16 protein-coding genes and 2 pseudogenes are annotated in these 14,823 nt (G+C 41.7%); 3 read left to right on the top strand and 15 right to left on the bottom strand.

Annotated elements, in window-relative coordinates; all coding sequences use genetic code 11:
• Nucleotides 1–154 precede the first annotated feature (154 nt).
• From HUN01_RS23165 to HUN01_RS36650, 11 genes and pseudogenes are all read right to left on the bottom strand, one after another.
• Nucleotides 155–526, bottom strand: coding sequence for a HesB/IscA family protein (locus tag HUN01_RS23165; protein WP_181928157.1), 372 nt, complete (start codon nucleotides 524–526; stop codon nucleotides 155–157).
• Between the two features lie 179 nt (nucleotides 527–705).
• Nucleotides 706–1,512 carry a HesA/MoeB/ThiF family protein gene (locus HUN01_RS23160; RefSeq protein WP_069069801.1) on the bottom strand — a complete coding sequence of 269 codons (807 nt, stop codon included), beginning with the start codon at nucleotides 1,510–1,512 and terminating at the stop codon, nucleotides 706–708.
• Between the two features lie 10 nt (nucleotides 1,513–1,522).
• Entirely contained in the window at nucleotides 1,523–1,840 is a 318-nt protein-coding gene (gene nifW, locus HUN01_RS23155; protein WP_181928156.1) for a nitrogenase-stabilizing/protective protein NifW, read from the bottom strand.
• A complete protein-coding gene (locus tag HUN01_RS23150; protein WP_181928155.1) occupies nucleotides 1,837–2,037 on the bottom strand; it encodes a CCE_0567 family metalloprotein in 201 nt (66 codons plus the stop codon). The genes nifW and HUN01_RS23150 overlap by 4 nt, the downstream gene beginning before the upstream one ends.
• 77 nt (nucleotides 2,038–2,114) lie before the next feature.
• The gene (locus HUN01_RS23145) at nucleotides 2,115–2,591 is read right to left on the bottom strand and encodes a NifX-associated nitrogen fixation protein (protein ID WP_100900532.1); all 477 of its coding nucleotides are present in this window, start codon (nucleotides 2,589–2,591) and stop codon (nucleotides 2,115–2,117) included.
• Entirely contained in the window at nucleotides 2,588–3,001 is a 414-nt protein-coding gene (gene nifX, locus HUN01_RS23140) for a nitrogen fixation protein NifX (RefSeq protein ID WP_069069804.1), read from the bottom strand. Before nifX ends, HUN01_RS23145 begins: the two co-directional genes overlap by 4 nt.
• Before the next feature lie 210 nt (nucleotides 3,002–3,211).
• Nucleotides 3,212–4,549 carry a nitrogenase iron-molybdenum cofactor biosynthesis protein NifN gene (nifN, locus tag HUN01_RS23135; RefSeq protein ID WP_181928154.1) on the bottom strand — a complete coding sequence of 446 codons (1,338 nt, stop codon included), beginning with the start codon at nucleotides 4,547–4,549 and terminating at the stop codon, nucleotides 3,212–3,214.
• Nucleotides 4,549–5,931 carry a nitrogenase iron-molybdenum cofactor biosynthesis protein NifE gene (gene nifE, locus HUN01_RS23130; protein ID WP_181932790.1) on the bottom strand — a complete coding sequence of 461 codons (1,383 nt, stop codon included), beginning with the start codon at nucleotides 5,929–5,931 and terminating at the stop codon, nucleotides 4,549–4,551. Before nifE ends, nifN begins: the two co-directional genes overlap by 1 nt.
• A gap of 99 nt (nucleotides 5,932–6,030) precedes the next feature.
• The gene (locus tag HUN01_RS23125; protein WP_181928153.1) at nucleotides 6,031–6,378 is read right to left on the bottom strand and encodes a Mo-dependent nitrogenase C-terminal domain-containing protein; all 348 of its coding nucleotides are present in this window, start codon (nucleotides 6,376–6,378) and stop codon (nucleotides 6,031–6,033) included.
• A gap of 183 nt (nucleotides 6,379–6,561) precedes the next feature.
• Nucleotides 6,562–8,097 carry a nitrogenase molybdenum-iron protein subunit beta gene (gene nifK / locus HUN01_RS23120; RefSeq protein WP_181928152.1) on the bottom strand — a complete coding sequence of 512 codons (1,536 nt, stop codon included), beginning with the start codon at nucleotides 8,095–8,097 and terminating at the stop codon, nucleotides 6,562–6,564.
• Nucleotides 8,098–8,326: 229 nt separating this feature from the next.
• Nucleotides 8,327–8,494: pseudogene (locus HUN01_RS36650) on the bottom strand (nitrogenase molybdenum-iron protein alpha chain); the annotation flags it as partial.
• A gap of 335 nt (nucleotides 8,495–8,829) precedes the next feature.
• Here HUN01_RS36650 and HUN01_RS23110 point away from each other — a divergent pair.
• Nucleotides 8,830–10,131, top strand: a complete 1,302-nt coding sequence (locus tag HUN01_RS23110) for a site-specific integrase (protein ID WP_181928151.1) — start codon at nucleotides 8,830–8,832, stop codon at nucleotides 10,129–10,131.
• Nucleotides 10,132–10,199: 68 nt separating this feature from the next.
• Here HUN01_RS23110 and HUN01_RS23105 read toward each other — a convergent pair whose 3' ends face one another.
• From HUN01_RS23105 to HUN01_RS23095, 3 genes and pseudogenes are all read right to left on the bottom strand, one after another.
• Nucleotides 10,200–11,462 carry an ATP-binding protein gene (locus HUN01_RS23105; RefSeq protein ID WP_181928150.1) on the bottom strand — a complete coding sequence of 421 codons (1,263 nt, stop codon included), beginning with the start codon at nucleotides 11,460–11,462 and terminating at the stop codon, nucleotides 10,200–10,202.
• Between the two features lie 190 nt (nucleotides 11,463–11,652).
• Nucleotides 11,653–11,829, bottom strand: coding sequence for a hypothetical protein (locus HUN01_RS23100; protein WP_181928149.1), 177 nt, complete (start codon nucleotides 11,827–11,829; stop codon nucleotides 11,653–11,655).
• A 147-nt stretch (nucleotides 11,830–11,976) separates the two neighbouring features.
• Nucleotides 11,977–12,105, bottom strand: a pseudogene (locus HUN01_RS23095) (Uma2 family endonuclease); the annotation flags it as partial.
• 132 nt (nucleotides 12,106–12,237) lie between these two features.
• On the opposite strand from HUN01_RS23095, the gene HUN01_RS23090 reads away from it, so the two are divergent.
• Together HUN01_RS23090 and HUN01_RS23085 are read left to right on the top strand one after the other, a co-directional pair.
• Nucleotides 12,238–13,035 carry a dienelactone hydrolase family protein gene (locus HUN01_RS23090; protein ID WP_181928148.1) on the top strand — a complete coding sequence of 266 codons (798 nt, stop codon included), beginning with the start codon at nucleotides 12,238–12,240 and terminating at the stop codon, nucleotides 13,033–13,035.
• 213 nt (nucleotides 13,036–13,248) lie between these two features.
• Entirely contained in the window at nucleotides 13,249–13,617 is a 369-nt protein-coding gene (locus tag HUN01_RS23085; RefSeq protein ID WP_181928147.1) for a hypothetical protein, read from the top strand.
• Between the two features lie 555 nt (nucleotides 13,618–14,172).
• On the opposite strand, the gene HUN01_RS23080 is transcribed toward HUN01_RS23085, so the two are convergent.
• A complete protein-coding gene (locus HUN01_RS23080; RefSeq protein WP_181928146.1) occupies nucleotides 14,173–14,820 on the bottom strand; it encodes a class I SAM-dependent methyltransferase in 648 nt (215 codons plus the stop codon).
• Nucleotides 14,821–14,823 lie beyond the last annotated feature (3 nt).

Here is a 14,823-nt window from a genome sequence, read left to right as displayed (position 1 = left end):
TCTCTATGAGAGTGAGGAATGCAAAGCGAACTAGAGGCTAACTCAAGGCAAGGCGATAAGCCCGCGGCAAGGCAACTCTTAGAGACGCTCCGCGATCGCTTACCGCATCTATAGAAAGCCTTTACAATCAAACTTGGCGCCTAACGGAATGATGTTAGCTGCAAGGTACACCAGTAGGCGTACCATCGTCTGTTTTGAAGGACTTTCCACAACCGCAGGTATCAGTTGCATTGGGGTTGATGAACTTAAAACCGCTTTCCATCACTCCCTCAACGAAGTCAACGATAACTCCGTCTAATAAGGGCGCACTTTTGGCATCAACGTAAACTAGCACTTTGCCTTGCTGGCTTACTAAATCATCTGGTTGAGGCTTGCTGGTGATGTCTATCGCATATTCATAGCCACTGCAACCACCATCTCTTACAGAAATGCGGACACCTTTAGTTGCGCCATTAGCATCGGATGCGGAACCTTTGAGGAATGCCCGCAGATGAAATTCTGCTTTTTCTGATAAAATAACGGCCATGAAGTCTCCTGATTTGTAGCGATTAGTTGTTCTGATTTCAGGTGGGGTTTGTCCTTCGTCAGTTGTCCTTTGTCAGTTGTCCTACCTGCGGGTTTGCTGAAAGCGTTCTCGTAAGAGTAGCCGCTGGCGCGTCTATGTCATTTGTTAGTTGCTATTTACTAATGACCAATGACTAATGACTAATGACTATTTTGTGTAATACCTGTGGGTTCCATCGAATTAGCCTGTGCGTGTCTCCAAGGCGCACTATTACCGCATACTGGACAAGAGCGATCGCGGTGAGAACGGCGTTTAGCAAATTCCATCCGATTTAGGTCGATTGTCAGCAATTGCGACAATAGAGGCTGACTAAATCCGGTGATCAGCTTGATAGCTTCCAGTGCTGTTAGACAAGCTAGGGTTCCAGAAACAGCGCCTAGAACTGAAAAGCCGCGCTGATCCCAATCAGGCTTTTCTGGAAACAGACAAGACAAGCAAGGAGTCACACCAGGAATAATCGTCGTCAGGTAAGCCTCCATGCCATTCATTGCGGCTTCCACCATTGGCTTACGCGATCGCACACAGGCTTCATTTAACAAATTGCGCTCTGTAAAGTTGTGGGCGCAATCAAGAGCCATATCAGCCGACTGCACTAACGAATCTACATTTTCCGGGGTGATGTAATCATGAACAATTTCCACTTGGACATCAGGATTAATCGCATCCAGAGTTTCTTTAGCTTTGAATACCCTTGGCTTACCTACCCAATCATCAGTCATAAGAACCTGACGATTCATATCATCTAGCCGCAAGTCACCACCCCGGACTAAGATTAGCCGCCCAACGCCCGCTACTGCTAAGTAAAGCGCCGCCGTACCGCCTAATCCTCCCACACCTGTAACCAAAACTGTCGCTGACTTTAGGCGTTTCTGTGCTGTTTCGCCAAAATTCGGAAGCATCATTTGGCGACGATAGCGTTCTAATTCGGTAGGCGTCAGGTTAACCAATTTATACCTCCTAATCAGAAGTGATTTCTGTCAGTGTGACTACATTTTTCGGCTTATCGTTAAACACTTTGAACAGCTTTTGTTCATAAGCTGTCGATTCGATAAATAGCTGATAAGCTTTTTGCAAAGCCAAAGAATATTGATTTAATTTCTCTTCTTGACTCAAGTCAGGAGAATTATCATCAATTTCCTGAATGTGTTGAGAAAACTTTTTCAGAATATGTAGACGATGTACATTCACAACTTCTAAGTCGTAGGACATATTAAAGAATTGAAAAAATTCTTCTGCATCTACGAGCTTCTTGAATTCATCAATAGTTCCAGTCATTTAGCATTCTCCAATTGTTTCAGATGTTGCTTAAGTTCATCTAACTGGCGATAGATTTCATAAGTTGCGGCGGCAACATCCATAAGTTGTGTGTAATCTGTTGGCAGACCTTCGGCTAAATCATGCAGATCCATTTTCATTTGACCTGCTTTGCTGTTAAGCCGTCTGATTTTTGCTTGTATTTCCTCAATAGTCATTTGTCCTTTGTCCCTCATCTGTTGTCATTAGTCATGTGTCTTTTACTAATGACCAATGACCAATGACCAATGACTAATTAAATTTTGCCAACTTCAGGAAAGCGCTTCGCCAAATCAAGACCTTTTTTGACGTAGTTTTCTCCCTCTTCTGCCAGTTTCTCTAGCGAGTCAAAGCCAAAGCGATGAGCATCTCGCAGGGTTTTCACAGTTAGCAAAAGACGACCAGAAAAAACTAGTGCCCAGCCAAATCCTTCATGGCTCAAATCAACTACAACCTGGGATATCAAACCTGTTTCTTGTTCAATCCCAGCCGCTACAGCCCGAAAAAATGCCATAATCCGGGCTTGAGTTACTGCATCAACTTCGCCCTCAACGGAGATTTCCCGTTTCTTTTGTTTGGTGACAATAAAGGGTTTGAGAATCAACTCATCCGACCAAGTACGATAAACTCCATAGCTGTCTTGACCACGGATTTGTTTGATTAAGACCTTAAGAAAAGGTGAGTTCAAGACTTCAGTTGTAGCGGTTCCGTTCACACTATTATTTGCGGTCATACTGTTGCTTCGTCTTCAATTTCATCAGCAAAGTTTGTTGTTTTTGGCTGCAAAGCTTTACGCAACCAAGGTGGAGGATTACCTTTGAGGGTTTTTACTAGCTTATTTAGCACTTCACTAATTTCTTCTTCTTCCGATCGCGCCTTCACTGGGGTGACACCTTTCTTGATTAACCGAGCGGCGGCGCTACCACCAATTGCTGTTACGTAAATAATCGTACAGTCACCTATTGACTCAAGTTTTGGAGTGATTTTGTCTTCATTACCATCTTCTTTGAGTTCGCCTTCAAAGGTGAGGGTTTCTACGAAGTGATATCCCTCGTCGGTAATTTCGTAAACATCAATCATTTTTGCCCATCCGAAGTGGGCGTTAATATGAACTCGGTCGCTCGTCGTGAAGGCAATTTTCATTGTAATTCTCCTCTCTAAAGTTTTGAATTTTGAATTGGGAAGAAGGAATTCAGGAGTCAGGAGTCAGAATTCAGGAGTAAGAACTAAATCTGCATATTTAGTGGTTTTCCCTATGGAAATGCCAAATGCAAACCATCAGTGGCAGGTTTTACTCTTTCTGAAAAGCATTCTGAATTCTGAATTCTGACTCCTGAATTCTTGAAGAAGAATTCAAAACTCTGCGCTCACAGTTCCGAACTCTTGGAATTGCTTAACTCTCGCTTCTTCTGCCTCTAAAAACAGGTTGCCGATGCCAAATAAAAGCTCCATCGTGCCTCGATAGCCAACTTTGGTAAATTGACCATTACCTAAGCGGTCATAAATGGGCAGTCCTAGACGATAAAGAGGAATCGAGAGGCGTTTTGCGATCGCACCGACATTCGAGTTACCAATCAGCAAATCAGAACCACCCGCTAGACTCTCAAAATCTTCTAAGTCGCCGATGGTAATGCTTTTAACTGGGAGTTTTTCTAAGAGAGGCGATCGCGTGGTTGTCACCACAGCATGAATTTGACTACCCATCGATTGCAGGAAATGCACGGTTGACCACAACAAATCTGGTTCTAGTGCTAGAGAAACTCGTTTTGCACCGAAGTAAAAGTGGGTGTCCAGCATCGCATCTTGCAACTGACGACGTTGGCGGCGGTATTTTTCGGGTACACTATTACCGCTCAGAATCGCCAATGCTTGGATAAATTCATCTACTGGTTCTAATCCAGTCAGTTCGCCAAACACCTCATAAGGTGTACCAAAGCGTTCTTCGAGAATCTTGGCAGCCCCCCGCATACTTTCACCCAATGCCAGGGTAAAGGCAGAACTACCTACTTCTCGTAGCTGTTTTAAGGTAGTCCCACTGACTGTAACCGCACTGTAATTATCCTCTAAATGTCCATCTAGAGAAGCGCCAAGGTCAGGTACAAAGATCGGCACTAATCCAAAGGACGTGATTATCTCTTTGATTTCCTGTACATCCCCAGGTGTGAAAGCAGAACCCGCCAAAACGGTGACTTGTTCAGTTCTGAGTCCACCTGGGCGAGGAATTTCCTTAACTATGCTTTCCACAGCGACAGCAAAACCATCTTGCAACGCACCTTTAAAATCTGGGGTAGGTGCAAAAACGATCGCTAAATCATTCAATTCGGGATGGCGATCGCGGATTTCCTTCAGAAAACCTTCGATGTCATCGCCTCTAGTTTCCGTTAACCCAGTGGTACATAAACCAATAATTTCTGGATTAGCTTTTTCCACCAGAGTCAGAATTGCTTGCTCCACATTCTCTTCACCACCCAAGATTGTAGTAACTTCCGTCATCGCTGTGGTAGCAAGGGGGATTGCTTCCCGGAAATGCCGCACTAGGACAACTTTGGCGAAAGCAGTACAACCTTGAGAACCGTGGAATAAGGGCATTGTCCCTTTCAATCCCAAAAAGGCTAAGGTTGCGCCCAAAGCTTGACTTTGCTTGAGGGGATTAACTGTCAGTGCTTTGTTAGAAGCGGTAACGATCGCCATTAAACTTCCTCCTCTTCTTCCCAAGGAGCGGGTTTGCGTATTTGTTCCCAAATCGGGCTATACAGAGCTTCGTACAGTTCCCGCGCCATCTCAATCATTCCTACATAACCTGCATAAGGATGGTGGCGTTCTTGGTTGATATCAAGGAAAGGAATCCTAGCTTTCAAAGCTGTGTATTGGTTACGTCCACCAGCAATCAGCATATCTGCGCGAGTATCTTTAACCAGTTGTAGCAATTCTTGAGCGTTGCCTTTCTCTAGCATGATGCCATCGTTGCCAATCAACTTCTTGATTTTGGCTTTATCTTCTTCAGTACTTTTTCGAGTACTGGTAGCAACAACTTCAATGCCCAAGTCTCTAGCAGCCGAAATAATCGACCAACTCTTAACACCACCAGTATACAAAACAACCCGCTTACCTTTGAGTCGAGCGCGATAAGGAGCTAATGCCAAATCTAAAGCAGCCGTTTCTTCTGCAATTAGCTTTTCTGTCCGCTCCTGCAAATCAGCGTCGCCTAATTTAGCGGCGATGTTTCGCAGACAGCGATTCATATCATCAATGCCGTAGAAAGACTCTTCAATGTAAGGGATGTTGTAACGCTCCTCCATCTTTCTTGCCATATTCAGCAACGCTCGTGAGCAGATCATGACGTTGAGCTTGGCGCGGTGGGCGTAGCGAATTTCATTGTAGCGAGCATCGCCCGTAATTTTAGACAAAATACGGATGCCTAATTTTTCTAGCAGTGGTGTTACTCCCCACATTTCACCGGCGATGTTGTATTCACCGATTAAGTTAATATCATAGGGCGTTGTATGTTCCGGTTCTGCTGTTCCGACAACATATTCTAATAAAGATTCACCGCCAAAACGGTTGCCGAGATTTTTACTGCCAATGAATCCTGGGGCAATGACGGGAACAACAGGAGTACCAATTTTCTCAGCCGCAGCTTTGCAGACAGCATCGATATCATCGCCAATTAAGGCTGTAACGCAAGTGGCGTAGACGAATACTGCTGCTGGTTGGTAGCGATCGTGAAGTTCCAAAATCGCTTTGTAGAGTTTCTTTTCGCCACCGAAGATGACATCATTTTCACCCAAGTCTGTGGTAAAGCCCATTTTGTAGAGTTGAGGGCCAGACGACAGACTACCACGACTGCCCCAGGAATTACCAGCACAGGCGATCGGCCCGTGGACTAGATGCGCTGCATCTGCGATCGGCACTAGAGCAATCATTGCACCATCAAAGGCACAGCCCCCTTGAGCCGCGCCAGGTTGTGCCTGTTGAGCGCATGATTTGTTTTTCTTTTCCGCTTGTTTGTGCTGATTATGTTCGCATCCTGTCTCAGTCAGCAGCTCGTTGATTTTGCCTTGGGTGCTTTTCATCTCTCTTCTCTTAATTGTTAATTGTCCTTTGTCATTTGCCATTTGTCCTTTGAATAACTAACAACTAATGACTAATGACCAATGCCCCATGCCCAATAATTAGCAAATGTATTTCGTGACATCCTCTCCACATACATCGGCGAGGTAAGATAGAGCGCGGAAACGCAATCCTACAAATTCGTCATATAAAGGATTGAGTTTACATAGTGGTGGGATATCAATAGTCTTCCCAAATAATTTAATTTGTCGCTCAAAGGGACAACAACAAGGAATTGTTTGGCAAATTAGATGAGCGATGCGATTATTTTTAACCTGAATTTCATCCACCACACGGCGCAACGGATTAAGAAGATTGTGGAACCACCCTGGTTTTTTCTGATTAGGTGGATGGTAATTAGGATGAGGATGAGTGTGAGTGTGTTCGTGAGTGTGATTGATGGTTTCCATTTATCAATTCCTTGGGTAAATGCTATGAAGAAAAAGGGGAGTTGGGGATTGGGAATTGGGGATTGGGCATTGGGTTTGGATATTTCCCTATTCCCGTTCGGCTACGATCACGGCAAGCCTATTCCCTATTCCCTACTCCCCTTCTTTACCCTTTAATTAACACGTTGTGTTTCTACGCAATTTCTAACGAATCAAGTCGTAGGAAATATCTGTCTTAGAAGGAATGTTGGTGTTGCGATCGATTTCTTCAAACAGGGTGTTTACAGTCCAGTTGAGGAGGTTGATCACACCTTGATAACCAATGGTGGCATAGCGGTGTAGGTGGTGGCGATCCATGATGGGGTAGCCGATTCTCACGAGGGGAATCTTGGTGTCGCGCCACAGGTACTTACCGTATGTGTTACCAACTAAGAAGTCTACTGGTTCGGTGAACAACAGTGAACGCATGTGCCACAAGTCCTTACCAGGCCAAACAGTTGCATGTTGACCGAAGGGGCTAGAAGCAAGCAGTTCTTTCATTTCTGCTTCAAATACTTCGTTGCTGTTGTGAACCAAGACATGCACAGGTTCAGCACCCATTTCTAGCATAAAGCCAACTACGCTGTATACTAAATCTGGTTCGCCGTAGATAGCGAAGCGCTTGCCGTGAATCCATGAGTGAGAGTCAGTCATGGCATCAACTGCACGACCGCGTTCGATTTCCAATTCTTGAGGAATGGGGATACCACTCAATTCGCTGAGTTTCATCAAGAACTCATCAGTACCCTTAATGCCCCAAGGACGGGAAACTGAGGTTGGTTGCTTCCATTCTTTTTCGATGTACTCGCGGGTTTTGGGTGTAGAGTGTGCTTGCAGAGCGATCGTAGCTTTCGCATTGATTGAATCTGCTGCATCTTCTAACTTTGTACCACCTGGGTACATATCGAATTCACCTGTGTTTGGTGAATCCAAGTAGTCGCTGTTGTCGGCTAGAATTGTGTAGTCAAAGCCGAACAAAGAAGCAATCCGCTTGATTTCGCGGTTGTTACCCACGTAGGTGTCAAAACCTGGGATGAAGTTGATTTTACCATTGCTGGTTTCTTTCTTATGACCTGCGGTCAAGTTAGAAAGAATTCCCTTCATCATGTTGTCGTAACCAGTGATGTGGGAACCGACAAAGCTAGGGGTGTGAGCGTAAGGTACTGGGAAATCTTGAGGAACTGAACCAGCTTGCTTAGAGTTGTTGATGAAGGCTTGTAAGTCATCACCAATTACTTCTGCCATACAGGTGGTGCAGACAGCGATCATCTTGGGCTTGTACAGTTGGTAAGAGTTCGCCAACCCATCGATCATGTTTTGCAGACCACCAAACACGGCTGCATCTTCAGTCATTGAAGAAGATACACCAGAGAATGGCTCTTTGTAGTGACGGGTTAAGTGGGTGCGGAAGTAAGCAACGCAACCTTGAGAACCTTGAACGAAAGGTAGAGTACCTTCAAAACCAACAGCAGCAAAGATTGCTCCTAGTGGTTGGCAGCCTTTAGCAGGGTTAACGGTTAAAGCTTCACGAGCGAAGTTCTTTTCACGATAATCCCAACCCTTTGTCCACTCTGCAACCCGTTGTACTTCTTCGGGTTCGTGACCGTTTTCAAACTGCTTTTTGTTTTCAAATAGCTGTTGGTACTCAGGCTGGTGGAATAACTCGACGTGATCTTGAATTTTTTCTGGATTCTGAGGCATTTCTTCTGGACTCCAAGGTTACTGAATTCTTTTACTGATTGAGGCGAGAGTAGGTAGAGACGCGATTAATCGCGTCTGTCTTTACAAGGGAGATGGGAATATGATTCAAAATTCAAAATGCAAAAATCAAAATAAATTTTTAATCTTTCAATTTTGAATTTTGGATTCCCAACTCCCCCCTGGGGTTTTAGCCCCAGGTTATCCTTACTTATCTCACTCTCCCATTTCCCTAAACGGCAGCCTTAGCCTTAGCTTCAGCCTTCTTAGCCTGAGCTTTTTCATTCCAAGGAGCGCCAATTAATCCCCAGGTTGGGCTGTTGAGTGCTAAGTCCATGTCACGTGCGAAGATGGCGAAGCCGTCATAACCGTGATAAGGGCCGGAGTAATCCTTTTTGTGGTTTAATTCTTTTCACCAGCCTAATGTTTGCAGTAAACAGTGTCAGCGATAAGCATTGTTCGCTGATAACACATTTATTTTTAGGCTAAATATAGGCTAAAAACACAGCGATGCCTAATCAGGTTTTGGACTCACGCATCATCTAAATGTTGTCCTAAGCCAGGGCGTTGCTGAATCAAGTGATGATTTTTGTAGGGTGGGCATCCTACCCGCCTGGAAATACAAGGGACGGGCAAGATGCCCATCCCACAAAACCAGCAAAATCATCCTGCAAATATGCAACACCGCCCGGTGTTTGTGTTGATCTCTGCAATCATAGCAACAAAGAGCGCACGATGAGAACTAGAGTACTACTAGAATTAGAAAAAGTTAATCTGCGTTTGAAGTCTGCAAAGGCAAAGGTGACAATTAGAGAATCGAATGGAAGTCTGCAATTACGGGCGACGTTACCAATTAAACCGGGAGACAAAGATAGCAATGGTACTGGGAGAAAACAATACAATCTCAGCTTGAATATTCCTTCTAACTTAGATGGACTCAAGACGGCTGAGGAAGAAGCCTATGAATTAGGGAAGTTAATCGCTCGTAAAACTTTTGAATGGAATGATAAATATTTAGGTAATGAGGCAATTAAAAAAGAATTTAAGACTATAGGAGAATTACTCGAAGACTTTGAGAGTGAGTATTTTAAAACTCATAAACGAACTACTAAAAGCGAACATACTTTTTTTTATTACTTTTCCCGAACAAAGAGATTTACGAATCCTAAAGATTTGGCAACTGCTGAAAATCTGATCAGTTCAATTGAACAAATAGATAAAGAATGGGCTAAGTATAATGCAGCTAGAGCGATCGCAGCATTTTGTATAACATTTAAAATCGACATCGATTTATCTAAATATTCCAAAATGCCGGAGAATAATTCCCGAAATATACCGACCGATGCAGAAATATCTGAGGGAATTATCAAGTTTGAAGATTACCAACATAACAGAGGTAATCAAGTTAATCAAAATGTTCAAGATAGCTGGCAACTTTGGCGCTGGACGTATGGAATGTTAGCAGTTTTTGGCTTACGTCCACGGGAACTTTTCATTAATCCTGATATTGATTGGTGGTTGAGTCAAGAAAATGTAGATTTGACATGGAAAGTTCATAAAGATTCTAAGACTGGTGAGAGACAAGCATTGCCATTATATCGGCAATGGATTGAGGATTTTGATTTGAAAAATCCGAAGTATTTAGAGATGTTAAGGGGTGCGATCGCTAAAAAAGATAACACTAATCATGCTGAGATAACGGCGTTAACACAGCGAGTTAGTTGGTGGTTCCGCAAGATAGGATTAGATTTTAAACCCTATGATTTGCGTCACGCTTGGGCAATTCGGGCGCATATTTTGGGAATACCAATTAAAGCGGCGGCGGATAATTTGGGGCATAGTGTGCAAGTTCACACCCAAACTTATCAGCGTTGGTTTTCGCTAGATATGCGGAAGTTGGCGATTAATCAGGCGTTGAGTAAAAGGAATGAAGTTGAGTTGATTAGAGAGGAGAATGCTAAGTTAAGGATGGAGAATGAAAGCTTGAAGCTGGAGATTGAAAAATTAAGAATGGAAATGGTTTATAAACAAAGTTAAACTTGTTAATAACATTGATGTAGTGTGTTGTGGCGCACTGCAACGCACCCCTTACAATCTGTACTAACTTAAACTTTACGCCATGCAGCATTAATCCTTGATTTACCTGGAACAATTTCTATAAGTCCTTTACGCCGCAGTCTATCAAAAATATTATTGATTACTGCACGTGATTCTACTCCAATGGCTTCTCGGGCAATACGATTAGTTATTTCTTCATGAGATGCAAGATAGTTCATGACTAGTTGCTCATACTCTGGATACATCTCATATCCTGAAATGACATTTTCTTGACTAGAGTAAATAGTTCCAACTTTGCACCATGCTGCATTTCTTTTTGCTCTTCCAAAAACAGCTTCAATAAGTCCCCTATCTCTTAGTCTACAAAATGCTTCTTTGATAGTTGCTTCTGAACCAATTCCAGTTTCCTGTCGAGCAATTCTGTTAGTAATCTCTTTATGCTCGTCTAAATATGCCATTATTGTTGCTTCTATTGAAGCTAGAGGTTCGTGTTTAATGTGTACAACTACAGAAGTTTCAGTTTCATATATCTCAGGAGGTTGGAGTCTCAACCGAGCCATCGCTTGAAAAGCAGTATTCAGACCTTCTCCAACATCTTTATTAGGTGGATTGGGAAATTTGTTGATTATACGAACAATAGCTCCGTTACGGGCATACTGCTCTTTAAGAATATTTTTTACTGTAATGTGACCAGGCAATTTTCCTGGATTTTCAATTTCGATTCTGTTGTCAAAAATGCGAATGTGAGTATCAGAGGCTATACTATAGTCTCTATGTAGCAAAGCATTTGTTACAATTTCATGAATAGCTTCTTCTGGATAGGTGATTGATTCTAATCCTTTATCTCCTATTTTTGGAATTCCTTCAACTATTTCTTTTGTTTTTGTTACTGTTTGCATAATTTGCTCGTACAAACAACCTTCAATAGTTATTGGATCAAAGGCAAGAGTGTCTCGTGTTCCTTCTACTCCTTTTGTTTTATATCGATAGACTTTAACACCACAATGCTTTGGAAAAATAGCTTGAGGCTCATCAGTAAATAGTAAAATACCTGCAATTATTGGCTTATTCTTTTGAATTAATTGCTGTTTTTTGAGCCACAACTCAGCCTCTGTAGTTGGAACTACAAAGCTAATAAATTGGAATATTACCTGTGAGGTTGTCATTATCTCAAGCTCTATGTCAATAGTTTTTCTCTCAAATGACTCAATGCCTTTGTCGAGCTTTAATCTTTCTAGAGCTTGTTGAGTTTTAATAGGCAGAGTTTGTGCTCCGCGTCTTAAATATGGAACACCATCTGAAGCCTCCACTACTCCTCGTGATTTAAGGATTGTCACTTGTAGGACTAAACCAGGAGAACCTTCAGAAATAAGGAATGTATATGAATAACCATCTCCAAGAGGAAAAAGTTGTTCAAAAATTTGTAAATGCCCATTTGCAGATTCCTGATCAGCAAAACCTCGCCAATATCTTATTTTTTTGCCTTCTACAATATCCTCATCAATGCCAATGAAAAGTTAAAAGTTCTCCACCATCAGCATTGGCAAATCCAGAAATAAACTTACATAACTTCCCTGGTTGTACATCGACCGCCTTTAGGTCGAGAAAGTGGCTTTCTTGGGATAGAAGTATCTGATTTAACTGATTAGAGGTGATTCTAACTACTTCAATTGACATATAGCTATGGGCGGTGTAATAAGTATTAGATTTTTGGCATATATCTTCGGCACATATTCGGCACACAATGTAACCGAATGAGGGGCTAACTCAGTTCTCGTATCCTCAATTATCTTGTTTTTGTGTCATTAATATTACTAGTGATAAGCTATACTTAAGTGTTACTCCGGATACAAATACAATTTCTCCATCTCGATATTCGCTGCGTCCTTCGGCTTTTTCTTTGATCGCACGATATTCATCCAAGCTGTAGCGGCGCGAGATGGTAAAAATCATAGATCGTAGGCGATCGCATTAGCCATAATACAACAATATTATTTTGTCACAGATTTGCTTGTGAGGTGATGTCATATCTGTGTCGAAAACAGTCAGAATAGACAAGTTGGTATCAAAGCAGCCGAAACAAAGATGGTAGAAACAACAAACATCGAAATTAACACTTGCTATGTCAAAGTACCTAACAATGACTTAGAAATCGATGCTTACTTAGCTCAACCAGCACAAAAGGGAACCTTTGGAGCGGTTATAGTTTTTCCAGAAATTTTTGGAATCAACAGTAATATTCGAGATATAACCGAACTAATTGCTAAACAAGGTTATGTAGCGATCGCTCCGGCGATGTATCAACGTATTGCTCCCGGTTTTGAAGCTGATTTTAGCGCTGAAGATGTTGGGTTTAGTCCAGAAAGCTATAGGCTGGGATTGGAATACTATCAACAAGTGAAGTATCAAGAGATATTCAGCGATATTCAAGCTGCGATCGCTTACCTCAAAACTTTACCCAATGTCAAAGATAATGCGATCGGTGTGATTGGTTTCTGTTTTGGTGGTCATGTTGCTTATATGGCTGCAACTTTACCTGATATCAAAGCCACAGCTTCGTTTTATGGTGGCGGGATTACTACTTCTAGTTATGGTGAAGAGACTCCAACTATTAATCGCACTTTGGAAATTAAAGGTACTATTTATGCATTTTTTGGGACAAGAGATGCATTAATTTCACAGGTAGAAAACGAGCAAATTGAGGCAGAATTAAAAAAACATCAAATCAATCATCGTGTATTTCGATACGATGCCGGACATGGATTCTTTGCCGGATTTTTTAAAGATAAGTACCCATTCTTAGAGCAGCACCCAAGTTACAATCCTGAAGCTGCTCCTGATGCTTGGCAACATGTTCTAGAACTGTTTCAAAATAACTTGTAAAACTAAATAATGTAGATTGTGGTGTCTTTTTATCAAGTGCAATGCACCACAATTTCAGAGGCAATTCGTAAATAAAATCTAAAGATAAACTTTTTACGAATAATTTAGGATTTGTTATACATAGTTTAATTTGTTTACATAAGTCGTAATTTTCATAAATATTATGTAAGCAAAGGAATTTTTGAAATCTTCTAAAAAACAAGAAATTTATAAATGATTGAATCTCTTATTGTATTATTTATATTATGCTTGGCTATTCCCTTTGTTATTGCTCAGATTATGCCTAACAAAAAGTGGCTAATAGCTTATACTATTTTTTTTGGAACCTTAGCTATTGCATTGTATTATAATCACTTAACAACGCCAATAAATGAGCGAGGAAATGGTTTCTCCTACGCATTTGGAATAGCTGCTGCTTGTTTATTTGATACGTCAATAATTGTAGGGATTATTAATAGAGCTATTGTGTTACACTTGAAATCAATAAATTTTACAATTAACATTTGGTTGATAGTTAGCTTAATTTTGCTTGATGCGATACTTATTGTACTTATTTTTCTTGGATTGATGACAGTCTATTGATTGAGTAAATATTACAGCAGTTTTGTATGTATTTGAAGCACATCTGTCGTAAGTAAGGGCACAGCATTGCTCACTGGTGTCAACTTAACGCGAAACCGCACGTCCGCCAGGGATTGTAAATCCCTGTCTCATAGCTAAAGTCCTCTGAAGAGGACTTCATAGCGCAAAAATTTTCAGTCTACTTCAGTAGACTTGAGCAATTAGTCAGGATTTACAATCCCTGGCGGGTGAACAACACCCAATCAGTACGCTATTTTTGGCTTAAGTTGACACCAATGAGCATTGCTGTGCCCCTACCGCGTGGTCTATTTACCTTAAAATAGCTGTAAGTAGAGTGTGTTACGGTTATGCAAGTATTTGAGAAAGTCGAGATTAGCTGTAATACACCAGATATATTGCTGTGTTAAGCATTGCTATAACTATTGCGTAATCATCGCTCAACAAAGTCAATCTTAATTTTGTAGCGATCGCTTTTCTTTCTACTTGACAAAATTTTGAGTAATAACGCACATATTGCGATCGCACTCATTGAACAAGAGTGCGATCTTGTTAACTTTAAGCTTTTGAGTTTTTCACCAATAATTGACAACCACATGAAAACGGGTTTGGACTTTCTGTGCGATCGTCCGTAAGCACTTCAATGGAAAGTTTACTGTTGTAAATCAATTCGTCATAATCCATTAATGCATCCCACATGATCTTGCCAGTGGGGAAGCCTTGGTGTAAAGCTGCATCAGCTATTAACTCTTGCCATTTCTGAATCTCTGGATCTTGCGATTTGCAGTAATCGAGAATGGCAATAAATGCACCAGGCTTAGTTACTCGTAGGATCTCTTGAAAAGCACAGACAGGATGCTCAAGGATACAGAAGGTAAATCCCGACACTGCTGCATCAAAGCTATTATCAGGAAAATCAAGATTGTAGATATCCGATATCTTAAAAGTGACATCTGCGGATACACGCTTTTTACGTGCTTCATCCATCATCTTCTCAGAAAGATCAACACCTACGACACTTACACCTTCAGGATAGGCCGGAAGATTAAGACCTGTTCCTAGCGCAACATCCAGGACGGTTTGTCCCGGCTTCAGCTGCAAAGAAGCAATTAGGGGTTCGCGCTCGATGTGCCAATAACGCCTCACAATTGCCTCATAATCTACTGCCATCTGCTCGTAAGTTTCTATCAAATTATCAATCTTCATAGA

The sequence above is a fragment of the Nostoc edaphicum CCNP1411 genome, assembly GCF_014023275.1.
GTDB lineage: Bacteria > Cyanobacteriota > Cyanobacteriia > Cyanobacteriales > Nostocaceae > Nostoc > Nostoc edaphicum_A.
This window is presented reverse-complemented; position numbering and strand designations above follow the sequence as displayed.